The sequence below is a fragment of the Novosphingobium sp. SG720 genome, from assembly GCF_012275365.1.
Lineage (GTDB): Bacteria > Pseudomonadota > Alphaproteobacteria > Sphingomonadales > Sphingomonadaceae > Novosphingobium > Novosphingobium rhizosphaerae.
Genome location: NZ_JAAZQN010000001.1, coordinates 1,885,562 through 1,902,353, shown reverse-complemented (window position 1 = coordinate 1,902,353; position 16,792 = coordinate 1,885,562). Strand labels below are relative to the sequence as shown.

The following is a 16,792-nucleotide window of genomic DNA, read 5'->3' as shown; positions in this document are numbered from 1 at the left end:
AAGTCAGCCTCGCCCACCGACCGGCAGGTCGAGCAGCACCGCGCCGGTTGCCATCGGTTGCACATCGCGGCGATAGATCCCGAGCCAGCCATCCGCCGGCACGGGAAAGGCGTTGCCCGGTGCTGGCCGCCGCGCCAGTTCGTCGGCCGGGACGGCAAGATCAAGGCGCCGCGTGGCGACGTCGATCTCGATGCGGTCGCCGTCGCGCACCCGGGCGATCGGGCCGCCGATCGCAGCCTCGGGCGCGACTTCGGCAATGGTCAGGCCCTTGAGGCACAAGCCCGAAAGCTGCCCGTCGGTGATGAAGGCCACGTCGCGCGCCAGGCCCGCCGCGTCGATGGCGAACAGCACGATCGACGCGCCGCCGCCCATCGCCGGCCCACCTTTGAGCCCCTGGCCGCGCAGCACCAGAACGTCGCCCTTCTGCAATTGTCCCGCCGCGATCGCCTTCATGGCGCTGGCAGTATCCTCGAATACACGGGCTGTGCCTTCGAAAGCCTCGGGCCGGGTGCCGTCGCGGATGCCCAGCTTGACCACTGCGCTTTCGGGCGCGAGCGAGCCTTTGAGGATCGCGATCGACGGCCCCTCGGATACGGGGCGGTCGAGCGGACGGATGATCTCGGCATCGACAATGGTCGCGTCGGCCAGATCCTCGCCCATGGTGCGGCCCGATGCCACCAGCACCTCGCGGTCGAGCAGCGGCTCCAACTGCTTGAGCATCGCACGGGCGCCGCCGGCATCCTCGAAACCCTCGATCCGAACCGGGCCGTTGGGGCGCACCGCCGAAAGCGTGGGGACCTTGCGGCCGATTTCATCCCAGATGGCGAAAAGATCGGCGTCTACTCCGCCTTCGGTGGCTGTTGCCTGCAGGTGCTTGATCGCATTGATCGAACCCGAGACGGCCAGGACCATGGCCGCAGCGTTGCGGAACGCGCCGGGCGTCATGATCCGGCGCGGGGTCAGGTCCTCGTGAACCATCTCGACGATGCGCGCGCCGGCCGCGCGGGCCGCGTCGAACATCTTGTCGCTGTTGGCGCGCACCGGCGCCGAACCGGCGATGCACATGCCCAGCGCCTCGACCACGCAATGCATGGTGTTGGCCGTGGCCATACCGGCGCAAACGCCGGGGCCGCGAATGGCATTGCGGGTCACGTCCTCCATCGCATGTTTGCCGGGCTTGCCCAGGCTGGCGCCGACTCCGCCTGAGAACAAGTCCTCGATATCGACCGGATCGCCGTCGACCGTGCCCGAGGCCTGGTAGCCGCCGATCACCAGCAGCGTGGGGATGTTCAGCCGCATGGCCGCCATCAGGTGGCCCGGCGGGGTCTTGTCGCAACTGGTGAGGCAGACCATGCCGTCGAGCATCGCCGCTTCGACCTGGGCCTCGATATCGTTGGTCACGAGGTCGCGCGCGGCCAGGATGTAGCTCCCCTGGCGGCCGGCGCCGGTGATGAAGTCGGAAGGGGCGGTGGTGCGCACTTCGAACGGCACGCCGCCCGCGGCGCGGATCGCGTCCTTGACCACTTTGGCCACCCCATCAAGGTGGGCGAAGCACACCGCCAATTCCGACGAGGAATTGACCACGGCAATCTTGGGCTTGAGCAAGTCGGCGTCGGTCAGGCCAAGCGCGCGCCAGTGGGCCTGACGAACCGGGGAGTTGGCGGCAAGGCTGCGCAGGGGGCGTTGAGTCTGCGGATCGGGAGCGGTCATGGCCGGCCTTTCAGGATATGGGGGAAAACGAGGGGGCAGGGGCGGAGGCTGCGCCGGCGCGCTGTTCGCGGCCGACGGCGAAGGCGATGCCGAACGCCGAGAGCGCCAGCACGACGGGGCAGATCGCGAGGATCGCAAAGCTGGTGACCACCGGCAGGCCCGATGCGAGCACGAGGCCGCCCAGGATGGGCCCGGCAATGCCGCCGATCTTGGCGACCGAGGTGGCCCAGCCCGAACCGTTGGCGCGGATCGCGGTCGGGTAATAGATCCCGGCGATCGACAGGATGCCGAAATGCGCCCCGCCGACCAGGCTGGTGGAGATCACCGAGAGCACGAGGAAGGCCATGGGGCTCAACGGCACGAGCCCGATCAGCAGCAGCACCGGCGCGGCGAGCGCCGGGAAGAAGGCGACGGCCAAGGCGCCCTTGCGATCGGTAAAGCGCATCAGGAGCAGGCCCAGCACCGCACCCATCATGCCGGAGAACGACGAGAGATAGGCGGCCAGGTCGCGCGGGAAATGCAGGTCCTCGTAAACGATCGGACCCCAGTTGGCCTTGAAATAGACCGCCAGCGTGCTGGCGATATAGCCCAGCCACAGCAGCGGGGTGATCCAGCGCAGCGGCCCGGCAAAAAGCTGGCCGACGCGGAAGTTGCCCGCCGCCACCCTGGCCTCGTCGCCCAGCACGAACTGGTCGCTGGGCGTGGCGCCGAGCGCGGGATCGATGCGGTTGAGCGTGGCCGCAAGGCGCACCGGATCACGGTTGCGCGCCACCAGGAACCGCACGGATTCGGGCAGCCAGACGAACAGCGCGGCGGCGATCACCAAAGTCGCAGCGCCGCCTGCCACGAACACGCCTTCCCAGCCAAAGCGCGGCGCCAGCCACACCGTGACCGGCCCGGCCAGCGCGGTTCCGAGGCTGTAGCCCATCATGATCACCGTCACGACGGTCGAGCGCAGCCGGGTGGGCACGTATTCGATGTTGAGCGCCCAGGCGAGCGGCAGCATGCCGCCGATCGCGAAACCGTCGAGGAAGCGCAGCACCAGCAGCGCTTCATAGGACCGGGCGAGCGCAGTGGCGGCGGTAAGGATGCCAAAGGCGACCGCCGCCAGCGCGATCGTCTGGCGCCGGCCGCGCCGGTCGCCCAGCCAGGCCAGCACGAAGCCGCCGATCATCATGCCGAGCAGCCCGGCAGAGAAGACATTGCCCAGCATCGGCTTGGTCAGCCCCAACTCGTCGCGCATGTAGGGCGCGGTGAAGCTGATCATCATCATGTCGAAGCCGTCGAACACGGTTATCAGCCACGACAGCGCGATCAGGCGGTAATTGAACGGACCAAGGCCGCGCGCGTCGATCACGCGGGCAACGTCGATGGTCCTGCTGGCCTTTCCCATTCAGGGATCCTTTCCCGGCTGGCCGGCTTGGTGCGCGACCTTATCCTTCGAGATTTGCTGCAATCTTCTGGCGGAGCAAGCCCATGTCGACCTGGTGGACCGATCCCGAACCCGCGATCGTCAGGGCATGGGCGGCGGCGGCCCCCATGGCAATGCACGGCCCCATGACCCGCACCGATGACAGCGCGGTGGAATCGGCATCGATGCAGCGCCCCACGGCCAGCAGGTTGTCGGCCCCGGCCACCGCCAGCGAGCGCAGCGGCACGGTGTGGATATGGTCGGGCCCGAAGGTTTCCCAGACATAGCCCTCGCGGTTGTGATGCTGCTCGAGCGGCCAGGAACAGCGCGCGATGGCATCGTCAAAGCGCGTGGCGGCGCGCACTTCCGCGGTGGTGAGATGGTGCGTGCCCACGATCCAGCGGGTCTGGCGCACGCCGGGCAGGCCATAGGCCCGTACCCGCGCCTTGCCGAAAGCCTCGGGAAATTCGGCCCGCAGGAACACCAGCGTGCGGTCGGCCTGCTCCTTGCCATCGATCTGCTTCTCGGCCGCTTCGAACGGATCGAGCGGCGTTTCGATGTGCGTCATGTTGACCATGGCGATGTCGGTGCCGGGGAATGTCGCGGCAAAACCGTCGCGCCGCATCATGCCATATTGCTCGCCTCGCTCGGCGATGCGGCGGGCCATCGTGTCCCAATCGGGCTTGTGTGCGTCGTCGATGCCCTCGACGATCAGCATCTGCGAGCCGTAGATCTGACCTTCGGCCTGGACACGGCAATCGAAGCCGGCCTGCCAGGTGAGCGCCGCGTCGCCCGAGGCATCGATGAAGCCTTGCGCGCGGATGCGCACATCGCCGTGGCGCGTGGCGATGTCGAGCGCGGTAACCCGCCGGCTTTCGACATGGACCTGGCGGATGATCGCCCCGGTCAAGGGCTGGACACCGGCGGCAATCACGGCCTTCTCCACCCAGCGACCGAGCGCGACCTCGTTGTACATTACCACTTTCATCACCCCGCCCTGGATGATGTGGGCGTCGCCATTGGCGGTCAGCCCGGCGATGATCTCGTCGGCGATGCCGTGCGTGAGCTGGCGGCCATCCAGACCGGGGGTATAGAGGCCGCAGAACATGCCGATGATCGAATTGACCGCCTGGCCGCCCAGCGAGGGCAAGCCGTCGACCAGGATCACGCGGTTACCCGCGCGGGCTGCCTCGATCGCCGCCGAAGCGCCCGATGCGCCGGAGCCGACCACGCAGATATCGCATTCGCGCTCGATCAGGCCGGGCGCGTCGCGGCGGGAAACGATGCGGGTCTCAGGGTCGAAGGGGCGTTCGAGCATCTTGGCACAATCCATTGTCAGCAAGGGAGAAAAATCCCCGAGGCGCGGGAGGAGGAAGCGCCCCGGGGCAAGTGAGAGTGATCAGAACGTGCCGCGGACCCCGGCCTTGAAGGACTGGCCGACCGGGTTGAACAGCACGTTGTTGCCCGAGCCGTTGGCGCCGGGAACGCGCGGCGGATCGGTGTTGAAGACATTGTCCACGCCAAAGAACACGTCGAACTTCTGCGCCCCCTGCTGGCGCACCCGGAAGGTGGCGAGCAGGTCGACGTAGGTCTTCGATGGCACGCTGTTGGTGTTGGAGCTGGTCGGCGCGGTGATGGCATAGCCATCCTGATCCGGGCCGATGAAGGCGGCGTTGTAGAAGCCCTTGTTGATCCAGCGGACATGGGTGGAGAAGCTGAACCGGTCGGGCAGGTCGAGCGTGACCATGCCGTCCACCGTCCAGTCGGGAATGCCCGGCGGCGTGCCCGCGCGCAGCCCGGTCTGCCCGGCACGCTCGGTGGGGCCAACCGCGTCGACGGTGATAAGGTCGATCACGTTGCTGGCCAGCACGCGGGTGTTGAGGCTGGCGTCGCCACCCAGGGGCTGGCGGTAGGACACCTCGATATCAAAGCCACGCGCGATCAGCTTGTTCACGTTCTGCTGCGTATCGACGATGTTGGTGATCGCGCCGGAGGAGTCGCGGGTAACCAGCGAGCAACTGAGCGGATCGCCCTGGAAGCAGCGGGTGACGATGTTCTGCTGCCCCAGCGTGCTGATCGCATCCTTGATCTCGATCCGGTAATAGTCGACCGAGGCGCGCAAGCGGCCGAGGAACCCGCCGCGCGGCTGGATCACCGCGCCGACCGTGAAAGTGTCGGCCTTTTCGGGCTGGAGATTGGGATTGGACCCTTGCGTGATCGGCGCCACGGTCTGCACGCCGCCGCGCTGGGGGTCGGTGAGGATGCCCTGCGTCTGCGTGGTGGGGCCGAACAGTTCGGACACGTTGGGCGCGCGGATATCGCGCGAGCGTGTGGCGCGCAGGCGGAGCGCCTCGATCGGTGCCCAGGTGCCGCCGAACTTCCAGGTGGTCACGCTCAGCGAGCTGGAGGGGAAGAAGTCGCTCGAACGCTTGTAGTGCGTGCGCCGAATCGCGCCGTTGAGCCCCAGTTCGTCGAAGAAGGGAACATGGCGCAGGATCGGTGCCTCGATTTCGCCATAGCCTTCCGCCACGGCGATGCGGCCCGAAATCAGCGAGCCGCCGCCGGTAAAGAAGCGGTTGCTCTGTGACAGCAGGTCGGCATCGCCCTTGACCGCATCGTTGCGGTATTCGCCGCCCACGGCCACGCCCAGCGGACCGCCCGGCAGGTTGAACAGCGAGCCGGTCACGTTGGCGGCGGCGACATGCTCGGTCGTCACGTTGGTCTGGTAGCCGTTGGCGGTGACATAGGCCTTGGCCGCCGCAAAGGTCGAACCGTTGGCATAGCCGAACGGGTTGAGCGGAACGCACGCCGGATCGTCGTTGGCGGTCGAGGCGTCGGCATTGATCCGGCAGGTCGGCGTGCCGTTGACCGAAACGGAGTCGATCGCGTTGAGCAGGCGCGAGGTCACGGTGCCGCCGGTCAGGTCGCTGCGGAAGCTGTTGCGCCCGAATTGGTAGTAGGCATCGGCCTTCCATCCGCCACCAAGGTCATAACGCGCCTGGACGACAGCGCGGATCACGTTGTTGCGCACGTGAATCTGGCCGGGGCCGATATCGTCGAAGCCCTTGCCCAGGGTGAAGCTGGTCAGCCCGCTGGCGGCCAGGATCATCGGGATGTCGAGCGTCGGGTCGGCCGAGCGTGGCAGGAACGCGTTGTCGGCGCGGATCGTGAGCGCGGTGTTGCGATAGGCGACCGCGCGGTGCCACCCTTCGGCATGGCCATAGTTGCCGGTGAATTCGAGCGTGAGGGCAGGGCTCGCCTCCCAGGTCAGGTGCGCCATGGCGTTGTAGCGCTTGGTCGGCGAGACGATCGGGAAATCGAAGTAGATGTTCTCGCCCGGCCCGTCGCTTTCGCCGCCCACCTGGTAGAGCGAATTGACCAGCGACCCGAACTGGAAGCGGCGCGGCGTGCCATCGCGGCCAAAGGTGATGCCGTCGATCGGGCGCAGGGTGGGAACCGCGTTGCCGGTGTAAGCCGAGGAGGGCGGGGTGGTCACGCCATTGTACGAGGCCGACCAGGGATGAACGTTGCTGAGGATGTTGTTTGCCGGAAGGCCGGTCTGGCCGGGATTGCGGCCCCAGTTGATCTGCCCGTTGGCGCACCATTCGCGCACGCGGCAGGCCTCTACCCCATCGTTGGTCTCGTATTCGCCGCCGAGGATAAGATGCGCGCTTTGGCCGATTGCCCAGCCTCCGGCGATACCGATCTGGCGCGTGCTGGCGTCGCCGTATTTCGAAACGCCGGCCTGGGCGTTGAAGCGATAGCCGGTCAGCTTCTTGTCTAGCAGCAGGTTGACCACGCCGGACACCGCGTCAGACCCATAGACGGCAGAAGCGCCGCCGGTGACCACTTCGGCCCGTTGCAGCAGGATCGAGGGGATCATGTTGGTATCGACAGTGGCCTGCGTGGTCGAAGGCACGAAGCGCTTGCCATCCACCAGCGTCAACGTGCGCACCGAGCCAAGACCGCGCAAGTCGAGGATGCGCCCACCCACATAACCGGCGGCAGCCGACAGGCCGGTGGACGCCGGCGTCTGTGTCGAGCGGAAGGCGGGCAGTTCGTTCAGAGCGTCGCCGATGTTGCCGGCGCCACGCTCGGCCAGGCGCTCAGCGCCCATGACCGAAACCGGGGTGGGGGCATCGAACCCGCTGGCGATGCGCGTGCCGGTAACCACGATGGGGCCGCCCGAAGCGGTTGTGCTCTCCTCGGCGGCACCATCGTCTGCCTGGGCGGCAGGGGTGCGCGGCTCGCTGGGGAGCGATTGGGCCAGGACCATCGTCGGCAATGTCGTCCAGGCCAGAGCGATGATGGAAACAAGCCTGCGCGCAGGCTGGTCACAAGACGCCTTCCTCATATGTCGATCCTCTCGTCGGGTATCTTCCCGTTGAGTCGCAAGCTACCTAATGTGATTTTAGATAGCAAGGTACTTTATTAGAGGTTCGAATGGCGTCGGTTCGGCAAGTGCAACGAAACGCGTGCGCGTCACAACCGGGCGGAGGCTTGGGCGTGCTGGTGAAAGCGGACACGGCAGGGCCCGGCCCCGCCAAGGCGGTGGCGTGCCTGGCCCTGCCGCACCAGAATGCGCTGCGATGTCTGGATTCTAGGGCGCGTCAAGCGTCCAGAAACAGTTCCGATGCGGCGTCGATGATCGCATCGACATCCAGTCGGTACGCCCGATAGAGATCGGGCAGATCGCCCGTCTGGCCAAAGCGGTCGATACCCAGCGGGCTTACGCGCATGCCTTTGACGCCGCCCAGCCAGGATAGCGCGCCTGGCGAGCCATCGATCACCGTGACGAGCCCGGCCGTAGCGGGCAGCCCCGAAAGCAGATGCTCGACATGGCTGGGTACGATCGGGCCACCGGTCCAGCGCGCGGCGCGGCGGGCCGACCAGCCGCGATGAAGCAGATCGGGCGACGTGACGTTGAGCAGGCCCAGCCCAGGCATGTCCTCCACCAAGGCTTCCCATGCGGCAAGCGCCTCGGGCGCGATGGCGCCGGTGAAAACGATGGCGGCTTCGGCATCGGGCGCTGGCTTGCGCAGCCAATAGCCGCCGCGGATCGCATCGGCTTCCCAGGCGTCGTCGGTGCGTTCGATCTGCGGGATCGAGCGGGTGCTGAGCCGCAGATAGACCGAACTGCCGTCAGGCTTCTGCATGTGCTCGAATGCGTGGCGCATCAAAATCGCCACTTCATCGGCATAGGCGGGCTCGAAGTAGTCGAGGTTGGGCTGGCCCATGCCGATCAGCGGCGTGTTGATCGATTGGTGGGCGCCCCCTTCGGCCCCCAATGTCAGTCCCGATGGCGTCCCCACCAGCAGGAAGCGCGCGTCCTGATAGCAGCCATAGTTGAGCGCATCGAGGCCGCGGGCGATGAACGGATCGTAAACCGTGCCCACGGGCAGAAGGCGCGTGCCGAATTGCGGGGCGGCAAGGCCAAGGGCCGCCAGCATCAGGAAGAAGTTGTTCTCGGCGATGCCCAGTTCGATGTGCTGCCCAGCAGCATGCCCCGACCATCGCTGGGCCGACGGGATCTTGGCGGCATGGAACACGTCCTGCAATTCGCTGCGGCGGAACAGGCCGCGCCGGTTGACGAACCCACCCAGGTTGGTGGTCTGCGTCACGTCGGGCGCGGTGGTCACGATGCGGTCGCCAAGGCTATCGCCGCTTTTGGCCAGGTCCATGAGGATGCGACCGAACGCAGACTGGGTTGATTGGTCCTGGCCGTCGGGCGCAGGCAGGCGCGCCGGCACCGGCACGGCAGGGGCCTCGTGCTCGGGCGGCGTTGCGGCAAAGGCGCTGCGGCCGACAAAGTCGCGCAGCGCGGCAGCCACGTTGTTGCCCAAGCCGCCATAAGGCTCCCACTCCGCGCCCTCGGCAATGTTCAAGCTTTCGCGCAGTTGCGCGATCTGCTGCGGGTTCATCATGCCCGAATGATTGTCTTTGTGGCCGGCGAGCGGCAGGCCGTAACCCTTGATGGTATAGGCGATGAACATCGTGGGCGTATCGTCATCGGCCGCCGCGAACGCTTCCAGCAGGGTTTCCACGCAATGGCCGCCCAGGTTGGTCATGACCTGCGCCAGCGTGGCATCGTCGAACCCGTCGAGCAGCGCCTTGACGTGCGGCTTGTGGCCGATGTCGGCCCTCAGGCGATCACGCCAGGCGGCCCCGCCTTGGTAGGTAAGCACCGCAAAGTCGGCGTTGGGGCAGTTGTCGATCCAATCCTGCAGGCTCTCGCCACCCGGCTGGCTGAACGCGGCGCGCTGCAGCTTGCCATATTTCAGCGTCAGCACGCGCCAGCCGCAGGTTTCGAAGATATCGTCGAAACGGCGAAACATGCGATCGGCCGTCGTGCTGTCGAGCGATTGGCGGTTGTAATCGACGATCCACCAGCAATTGCGGATTTCGTGCTTGTAGCCCTCGATCAGGCATTCGTAGATGTTGCCTTCGTCGAGCTCGGCATCGCCCATCAGGGCGATCATCCGGCCGGCCTTGTCGGCAGGCAACTGGCCATGGGCGATCAGATAGTCCTGCACCAGGCTGGCAAAGGCCGTGATGGCAACGCCCAGCCCAACCGACCCGGTTGAAAAATCGACGGGAATCTGATCTTTCGTGCGTGAAGGATAGCTTTGCATGCCGCCCAGCCCGCGAAAGCGCTGCAACTGGTCCAGGCTCTGGTTGCCCAGCAGATAGTGAATGGCATGCAGAACCGGCCCGGCGTGTGGCTTGACCGCCACTTTGTCCTGCGGGCGCAGCGCATGAAAATAGAGCGCGGACATGATGGTCGTCATCGAGGCACAACTGGCCTGGTGGCCACCCACTTTCATCCCGTCGCGCTTCTTGCGCACGTGATTGGCATTGTGGACGGTCCAGGCCGAAAGCCAGCGCAGGCGCGTATCGAGCGCTTCGAGCGCCTCAACGTTATCCTGCAGGTCTTGCTGTTGTGCAACGATGGCCATGGCGATCCTCTGATTTGCTGTGCGTGAATTTAGCCAACCATTGCCCAAGAGGTCATTGCAAAGATTGCGCGTGTTGCGCAGTATATTGGCATGATCTGCTGCTAGAGCGGGCTTGGAGCAATTTTATGCCAATCGACCGGCTAGACGGCATTGACTTGCGGATCCTGGAGCGCCTCCAGGCCGATGGTCGAATCACCAACCAGCAGTTGTCCGATGCCGTGGGCCTATCGCCCAGCCCCTGCTTGCGCAGGGTGCGCCAGTTGGAGGACAGCGGGGTCATCCAGGGCTATGTCGGCCTGGTCAATCCCGAAGCGGTCGGGCTGGGCGTTACCGCATTCGTGCGCATCCGGCTGGAGCAGCAGGACGACACGCGCCTGTCGTTGTTCGAAGCCTCGGTCACCAACTTCCCGGAAGTGATGGAATGTTACCTGATGACCGGGGAGGCCGATTATCAACTGCGCGTGCTGGTCGGCTCGTTGAGCGAGTTCGAGGATTTCCTGCGCCACAAGCTGACGAAAGTGGCGGGCGTGTCTCAGGTGACGACCAGTTTCGCGTTGCGGCCCGTTGTCTACAAGACCGCGCTGCCGGTCAGCAAGGGCGGGGCCTGACCGCTGCCACCCTGGCGCCGGCCTAGCGGGTGAATTGCTCCACCCGCACCGGGCGCGAGCTGCCCCTGATGACCAGGGTGCCGGGGCAGACCACGGCTTCATGACTCTTGGGAGACTGGCGCAGGGCGTGGATCAGGCGCACGGTTTCATCGACCATCAGCGACGCCGGCTGGGAATAGCTGGTCAGCGCAAAGCCGGGCCACGCGGCCATCGGCACGTCGTCATAGCCGACGATCGAAATCTCGCGGCCGACATCGAGCCCGAACTCGTGCCTTGCCACGGTCACGGCGGCCAGCGCCATGGTGTCGTTCGCGCAAAACAGCGCGTCCGGTCGATCGGGCCGCAAGAGCAGGCGGCGCGTGGCGGCCATGGCAGCATCAAACGCGAAATGGCCGCATTCGCGCAGCGGCGCGGGATGGCCCTGTTCGGCCAGATAGGCAGTAAACCCGGCCTCACGCTCGATATTGGTGGACGCGTCGGGCGAGCCTGCCATGAACGCGAGCCTTTGGTGGCCACCGGCCAGCAGGTGCGCGGCAACGGATCGGGCACCGATCGCGTTGTCCCCCACAACGCATGAGGTTTCACGCTGGTCGGTGGTGCGGTTGTACAGGATGATCGGGACGCCTGCACGCCGGCATTCCGTGGCGAGCATGGACGACAGGCTTACCGACAACAGCACCAGCGCATCGATGCGATAATGCAGCACGTCCTGGATCGAGGGTTCGCCTTGTGCCGGAAACAGCATGAGGCGCAGACCGGTCCTGTCCAGGCAATCCGACAGCAGCTGCAGCGTCTCGACGAAGAAGGGGTTGGCAAGATTGCCCACCCCCACGCCGACAATGCCCGATCTGCCCCGGATCAACGATCGTGCCAGCGGATTGGGGCGATAGCCCAGCCGCGCGGCCGCGGCGATAATACGTTCGCGCTTGTCCGCGGCGAGGCTGGAACCCGGTGTGAAGGCGCGCGAAACGGCCGATTGCGAGACGCCAGCCTCTCGGGCCACGTCGTGCACGGTGACGGACGGCGCCGCGGTACCGGCAGGGGGCAGATTGGCGTCGGACGGATCAACCATCCCTGGTTCCTATCGTTGGGCAGGCAGGCGGTCAAACGGAGATCAGCGCGATGAGCGCCTGGCATGCGCGGATCGGTGAATATGCATTCAAATCAAAAAAGCGAATTTATCTCTATCGAAAATTGCATATTCCAAAATCTCCGTGAATATGTATTCATTGATGGGTGAAGCGACGGGAGTGACCGATCGCCAGGGAGATTTTCGCAGATGGCCCAATGGCTCAAGCGCGGCGCGGCCGCAGACGTGAAGGCAGCGACCGACCGCAAGGTGCGCGATATCGTTGAGGCGGCGCTGGCCGATATCGAGCAGCGCGGCGATGTTGCCGTGCGCGAGATGAGCATCAAGTTCGACGGTTGGGATCGCGACGATTACCGCCTGAGCCAGGCTGAGATCGATGCGGCGGTCGACAGCCTTTCGCCGCAAGAGCGCAAGGACATCGAATTTGCCCAGGCGCAGGTGCGCAATTTCGCCCAGATCCAGCGCGATTCCATGAAGGATGTGGAAGTCGAAACGCTGCCTGGCGTGATCCTGGGCCACAAGAACGTGCCGATCAACGCGGCCGGCTGCTATGTGCCAGGCGGCAAGTATCCGCTGCTCGCCTCGGCACACATGAGCGTGATCACTGCCAAGGTTGCCGGGGTTTCGCGCGTGATCACCTGCGCGCCGCCGTTCCAGGGCAAGCCGGCGCGCGCCATTGTTGCCGCGCAGGCCATGGCCGGCGCCGATGCAATCTATGCGCTGGGGGGCATCCAGGCGATCGGCGCCATGGCGATCGGCACGCAGAGCATCGATCCGGTCGACATCCTGGTTGGCCCGGGCAATGCCTTTGTCGCCGAAGCCAAGCGCCAGCTGTTCGGCCGCGTGGGGATCGACCTGTTTGCCGGCCCCACCGAAACCCTGATCATTGCCGACGAGATCGGCTGCGACCCCGAAATGGCCGCGACCGACATCCTCGGTCAGGTGGAGCATGGCCCCGACAGCCCCGGTGTCCTGCTGACCAACAGCGAGAAGTTTGCCCGCGCCACCATGGCTGAAATCGACCGCCTGCTGGAAATCCTGCCCACGGCCGAACACGCCCGCAAGGCGTGGGAAAGCTTTGGCGAAGTGATCGTGGCCGATAGCTATGAGGAGATGGTGCGCATCGCGGATGATATCGCCAGCGAGCACGTGCAGGTGATGACCGCCGATCCCGACTATTTCCTCAAGAACATGACCAACTATGGCGCCCTGTTCCTGGGCCAGCGCACCAACGTTTCGTTCGGCGACAAGGTGATCGGCACCAACCACACCCTGCCGACCAAGAAGGCGGCGCGCTATACCGGCGGCCTGTGGGTGGGCAAGTTCCTCAAGACCTGCACGTACCAAAAGGTCTTGACCGATGAGGCAAGCGCGCTGGTGGGTGAATATTGCAGCCGTCTGTGCGCACTGGAAGGCTTTGCCGGCCATGGCGAACAGGCCAATATCCGCGTGCGCCGCTTTGGTGGGCGCAACGTGCCCTATGCCGGCCAGGCCGAACCTTCGGAACTGACCAGGGCATGAGCGGGGAGAGCATCAGCGCGCTGCCGCAAACGCCCAGCTTCCGGCTAGACGGGCGGCGCGCGCTCGTCACCGGGGCGGGGCGGGGTATCGGCCTGGCCATGGCGGCAGCCCTGGCCCAGGCCGGCGCCGAGGTGACCCTGGTTGCCCGCACCGCTGCGGAAATCGAGGCGGGCGCTGCGGCGATCGTGGCTGCGGGCGGCAAGGCCCAGGCGGCCGTGCTCGACGTGAGCGACTTGGCCGCCGTGGCCGCCTTCTTTGCCGCGCGCCCGGCGTTCCACGTGCTGGTCAACAATGCCGGCACCAATCGCCCCATGCCGCTGTGGCAGGTGAGCGAGGCAGACTATGACGCCGTGCTCGATCTCAACGTCAAGTCGGCGTTCTTTGTCGCGCAAGCCGCGGTCAAGGCCATGCTGGCTGAAGGCGTCGCAGGGGGCAGCCTCATCCACATCGGCAGCCAGATGGGCCATGTCGGTGGGCCCAACCGCAGTCTCTACTGCGCCAGCAAATGGGCGATCGAGGGGCTTAACAAGGCTTTCGCCCTGGACCTAGCGCCGCATGGCATCCGTTCCAACACGATCGCCCCGACGTTCATCGAAACGCCGATGACGAAGCCGTTTTTCGAAGACGCGGCGTTCCGTCAAAGCGTGCTCGCCAAGATCAAGCTGGGCCGCCTGGGCACGGTGGAAGACCTGATGGGCGCGGTCGTGTTCCTGGCCAGCGATGCTTCGGCCCTGATCACCGGAACCAGCCTGGTTGTCGATGGTGGCTGGACCGCAGACTGATTGATGGCGCAGGCCTGGCGGCGCTGCTCGACAAGCGAACAGCGCCGCCAGGCACCGCTCTTGTCAGATCTGGGCCATGCCGCCATCGACGAAGAGTTCGATGCCATTGACGAAACTCGCCTGGTCCGAAGCGAGGAACAGCACGGCCTTGGCCACTTCCTGGGGCTGACCAACGCGACCGAGCGGCACTTGCCCGGCCAGGATGTCGAGCAGGCCTTGCTGGGCGGCGGCATCGGCGCCAGCCAGTTCGACGAGGCCGGTGGTTTCGATCGGCCCGGGGCTTACGGCGTTCACGCGAATCTTGCGGTCCTTGAGGTCGAGAATCCAGCTGCGCGCGAAACTGCGCACGGCGGCCTTGGTGGCAGAATAGACGCTGAAGGCGGCCGTACCGGTAACCGCGGCGGTCGAACTGGTCATGACCACGGCAGCCCCGTCACGCAGCAGCGGCAGCGCCTTTTGCACGGTGAACAGCACACCCTTCACGTTGGTGTCGAAGGTCTGCTGGTACTGTTCCTCGCTGATCGCGCCGAGCGGGGCGAAGCTGCCGCCCCCGGCATTGGCGAACAGCACGTCGATCTGGGCATGCTGCTGCTGGACGGCATCATAGAGCCGATCGATGTCGGCCAGGTTGGACATGTCGCTGCGCACGCCGGTCACTCGCCCACCGATGGCTTTTATGGCGGCGTCGAGCGTGTCCCGGCGGCGGCCGGTGATGAACACCGAAGCGCCCGCTGCCACAAAGGCCTGCGCCGTGGCAAGGCCGATGCCCGAGGTGCCGCCGGTAATCACCACCACCTTGTTGTTGAAATCCTGCGTCATGGTTCATGCTCCTGATTGTATGGTCGGCGCGTTCCTGCGCCGCTGGAAAGGGATATGAACCTGCAACGATCTTGGCTGTAGTCTGCAGAAATGATACATATCGTTCCATCAGGGGAACGATGATGCGCGCCGATCTCAACGATTACGCCTACTTTGCCGAAGTGGTCGCCCACGGTGGCTTTGCCGCGGCGGGCCGGGCACTGCGAGAGCCCAAGTCCAAGCTCAGTCGCCGCATCGCTGCGCTCGAGACGCGGCTTGGCGCGCGGCTGATCGAGCGATCGAGCCGTCGCTTTCGCGTTACCGATGTGGGCCAGGCCTTTTATGAGCGCTGCCGCGCGATGATTGCCGAAGCGGAGCAGGCCGCAGCACTGGTTGCCGAAGCGCAGGCCGAGCCGCACGGGCGCGTCCGGTTCAGTTGCCCCACCGGCCTGGTCGAAATCCTTTCGGAAATCCTGCCGGGGTTTCTGGCGCGCCATCCGCGGGTGCGGTTGCAGCTCGTCGCCACGGACCGGGCCGTGGATCTGATCGAGGAGCGCATCGACCTGGCCCTGCGCGTGCGCGTGGCGCTGACCAGCGATGCCGCGCTGACGATGCGCACGCTCGGCACATCGGCGCGCATCCTGGTTGCCAGCCCGCAGGTGGCCAACCGCATCGGCAACGATCTTTCCGCGCTAGCCAAAGTGCCGACGTTGGGCACGTCCGACGAGATCGGCGAAGTGGAATGGGTGCTTGAACGCAAGAGTGGCGAGGCGCATCGTATCCGCCACGAACCGCGCATGACGTGCAGCGATTTTACCGCGGTGCGCGCGGCAGCCGTTGATGACCTTGGCGTGGCGTTGCTTCCCGATCATGTCTGCGCAGCCGCCCTGGCCGATGGCCGGCTCGTTCACGTGCTGCCCGAATGGCGGGCGCAGACGGGGATCGTGCACCTTGTCTTCACCACCAGGCGCGGCCTGCCGCCGGCAGTGCGCGCCCTGATCGATTATCTGGCGGCGACCTTTCCGACATAGGGCCAGTGCGCTTGAAGCGGTATCACCGCCGTCGGCCGCGCTAGCGCGTCAAGGCCTCGGCGTATGGCCAAGCGAGATGGAAATCTCCTGGGCAGCCCGGTCGAGCATTTGCCGTGCGGTTTCCATGTCCACGCGTTGCGATCCGTCGATCAGTTCAAGAAAGGGGATGGTCAGCGCGCCGGCGGCCATGCCATCGGGCCCGAACACCGGATAGCTGATGTCGGTCACGCCGCGGGTTATCGGGCTTTTGCGCTGTTCGTGGCCGCGGCGGTGAATGGCGCCAAACCGCTTGTCCAACGCGGCGCGCGATGGGGGTTGCGGGGTCAGGCGGGATGCCTGCGCGATCACGTGATCGCGCAGTTCCTCGGGTGAAAACGCAAGCAAGACCTGGCCCGAGCAACTGTTGAGGATATCCACCGCGGCCCCCAGGCGCAGCGAGAAGCCGCGCGTGCCCGGGTTCTGTTCGCGGGCGATCACCATGCCCGCGCTGTCGTTGATCACCACCAGATGGCAGGATTGCGCGGTATCCAGCGCCAGTTGGCGCATGGCCGGCTTTGCGGTTTCGACCAGATCCTTGGCATGGGTCACGCGGTAGGCCAGATCGAGGAACTTGTAGGCCACCGAATACCGATCATCCTTGTGCGATTTGCGCAGGATTCCCATCTTTTCCATGACGATGACGATGCGGAAAATCTCGCCCACGGATCGGCCCAGTTGAACCGCCATTTCACTGATCAAGGCGCCATCGGGGCGGCTGGCGAAAAGCTCCAGCACCTCGAAAGCCTTCTCCACCGCGGGCGCGGCATAACTCGCTTTGGGACCTGTTCGCATCAATGCTCCGTCCGTCCTGGTTCAGGGCGGATTTGCATTATATGAGATATGGCG

12 protein-coding genes are annotated in these 16,792 nt (G+C 65.6%); 4 read left to right on the top strand and 8 right to left on the bottom strand.

The genetic code is table 11. The features are described 5' to 3' along the window. Window positions 1-3 precede the first annotated feature (3 nt). The 5 genes from ilvD to FHW94_RS08500 all read right to left on the bottom strand — a co-directional run bounded on the left by ilvD (window position 4) and on the right by FHW94_RS08500 (window position 10,077). Complete coding sequence (ilvD, locus tag FHW94_RS08520) at window positions 4-1,710, bottom strand: dihydroxy-acid dehydratase (RefSeq protein WP_168555204.1); 1,707 nt, start codon at window positions 1,708-1,710, stop codon at window positions 4-6. A 10-nt stretch (window positions 1,711-1,720) separates the two neighbouring features. After that, window positions 1,721-3,103, bottom strand: coding sequence for an MFS transporter (locus tag FHW94_RS08515; RefSeq protein ID WP_168555203.1), 1,383 nt, complete (start codon window positions 3,101-3,103; stop codon window positions 1,721-1,723). A 40-nt stretch (window positions 3,104-3,143) separates the two neighbouring features. Beyond that, window positions 3,144-4,439: an FAD-dependent oxidoreductase gene (locus tag FHW94_RS08510; protein WP_168555202.1), complete on the bottom strand. Its 1,296-nt coding sequence runs from the start codon at window positions 4,437-4,439 to the stop codon at window positions 3,144-3,146. A gap of 81 nt (window positions 4,440-4,520) precedes the next feature. Beyond that, window positions 4,521-7,475, bottom strand: a complete 2,955-nt coding sequence (locus tag FHW94_RS08505; protein ID WP_168555201.1) for a TonB-dependent receptor — start codon at window positions 7,473-7,475, stop codon at window positions 4,521-4,523. A 256-nt stretch (window positions 7,476-7,731) separates the two neighbouring features. Continuing rightward, a complete protein-coding gene (locus tag FHW94_RS08500; protein ID WP_168555200.1) occupies window positions 7,732-10,077 on the bottom strand; it encodes a transketolase in 2,346 nt (781 codons plus the stop codon). 125 nt (window positions 10,078-10,202) lie between these two features. On the opposite strand from FHW94_RS08500, the gene FHW94_RS08495 reads away from it, so the two are divergent. Beyond that, a complete protein-coding gene (locus FHW94_RS08495; protein WP_168555199.1) occupies window positions 10,203-10,685 on the top strand; it encodes an Lrp/AsnC family transcriptional regulator in 483 nt (160 codons plus the stop codon). Window positions 10,686-10,707: 22 nt separating this feature from the next. Here the strand turns inward: FHW94_RS08495 and FHW94_RS08490 are convergent, their stop codons facing one another. Continuing rightward, the gene (locus tag FHW94_RS08490; protein WP_168555198.1) at window positions 10,708-11,757 is read right to left on the bottom strand and encodes a LacI family DNA-binding transcriptional regulator; all 1,050 of its coding nucleotides are present in this window, start codon (window positions 11,755-11,757) and stop codon (window positions 10,708-10,710) included. 207 nt (window positions 11,758-11,964) lie between these two features. Here FHW94_RS08490 and hisD point away from each other — a divergent pair, with 207 nt between their 5' ends. Both hisD and FHW94_RS08480 read left to right on the top strand, forming a co-directional pair. Next, window positions 11,965-13,296, top strand: coding sequence for a histidinol dehydrogenase (gene hisD / locus FHW94_RS08485; RefSeq protein ID WP_168555197.1), 1,332 nt, complete (start codon window positions 11,965-11,967; stop codon window positions 13,294-13,296). Continuing rightward, a complete protein-coding gene (locus FHW94_RS08480) occupies window positions 13,293-14,078 on the top strand; it encodes an SDR family oxidoreductase (RefSeq protein ID WP_168555196.1) in 786 nt (261 codons plus the stop codon). Before hisD ends, FHW94_RS08480 begins: the two co-directional genes overlap by 4 nt. Before the next feature lie 63 nt (window positions 14,079-14,141). Here the strand turns inward: FHW94_RS08480 and FHW94_RS08475 are convergent, their stop codons facing one another. Next, on the bottom strand, window positions 14,142-14,897 hold the full coding sequence (locus FHW94_RS08475; protein ID WP_168555195.1) for an SDR family oxidoreductase: 756 nt from the start codon (window positions 14,895-14,897) through the stop codon (window positions 14,142-14,144). 119 nt (window positions 14,898-15,016) lie between these two features. On the opposite strand from FHW94_RS08475, the gene FHW94_RS08470 reads away from it, so the two are divergent. Continuing rightward, window positions 15,017-15,907, top strand: coding sequence for a LysR family transcriptional regulator (locus tag FHW94_RS08470; RefSeq protein WP_168555194.1), 891 nt, complete (start codon window positions 15,017-15,019; stop codon window positions 15,905-15,907). A 48-nt stretch (window positions 15,908-15,955) separates the two neighbouring features. On the opposite strand, the gene FHW94_RS08465 is transcribed toward FHW94_RS08470, so the two are convergent. Continuing rightward, the gene (locus tag FHW94_RS08465) at window positions 15,956-16,738 is read right to left on the bottom strand and encodes an IclR family transcriptional regulator (RefSeq protein WP_349237464.1); all 783 of its coding nucleotides are present in this window, start codon (window positions 16,736-16,738) and stop codon (window positions 15,956-15,958) included. Window positions 16,739-16,792: the final 54 nt, after the last annotated feature.

Bases quoted from the DNA above. Each gene is read 5' to 3' on its own strand.
- ilvD (WP_168555204.1), bottom strand. From the start codon at position 1,710: ATGACCGCTCCCGATCCGCAGACTCAACGCCCCCTGCGCAGCCTTGCC.
- FHW94_RS08515 (WP_168555203.1), bottom strand. From the start codon at position 3,103: ATGGGAAAGGCCAGCAGGACCATCGACGTTGCCCGCGTGATCGACGCG.
- FHW94_RS08510 (WP_168555202.1), bottom strand. From the start codon at position 4,439: ATGCTCGAACGCCCCTTCGACCCTGAGACCCGCATCGTTTCCCGCCGC.
- FHW94_RS08505 (WP_168555201.1), bottom strand. From the start codon at position 7,475: ATGAGGAAGGCGTCTTGTGACCAGCCTGCGCGCAGGCTTGTTTCCATC.
- FHW94_RS08500 (WP_168555200.1), bottom strand. From the start codon at position 10,077: ATGGCCATCGTTGCACAACAGCAAGACCTGCAGGATAACGTTGAGGCG.
- FHW94_RS08495 (WP_168555199.1), top strand. From the start codon at position 10,203: ATGCCAATCGACCGGCTAGACGGCATTGACTTGCGGATCCTGGAGCGC.
- FHW94_RS08490 (WP_168555198.1), bottom strand. From the start codon at position 11,757: ATGGTTGATCCGTCCGACGCCAATCTGCCCCCTGCCGGTACCGCGGCG.
- hisD (WP_168555197.1), top strand. From the start codon at position 11,965: ATGGCCCAATGGCTCAAGCGCGGCGCGGCCGCAGACGTGAAGGCAGCG.
- FHW94_RS08480 (WP_168555196.1), top strand. From the start codon at position 13,293: ATGAGCGGGGAGAGCATCAGCGCGCTGCCGCAAACGCCCAGCTTCCGG.
- FHW94_RS08475 (WP_168555195.1), bottom strand. From the start codon at position 14,897: ATGACGCAGGATTTCAACAACAAGGTGGTGGTGATTACCGGCGGCACC.
- FHW94_RS08470 (WP_168555194.1), top strand. From the start codon at position 15,017: ATGATGCGCGCCGATCTCAACGATTACGCCTACTTTGCCGAAGTGGTC.
- FHW94_RS08465 (WP_349237464.1), bottom strand. From the start codon at position 16,738: ATGCGAACAGGTCCCAAAGCGAGTTATGCCGCGCCCGCGGTGGAGAAG.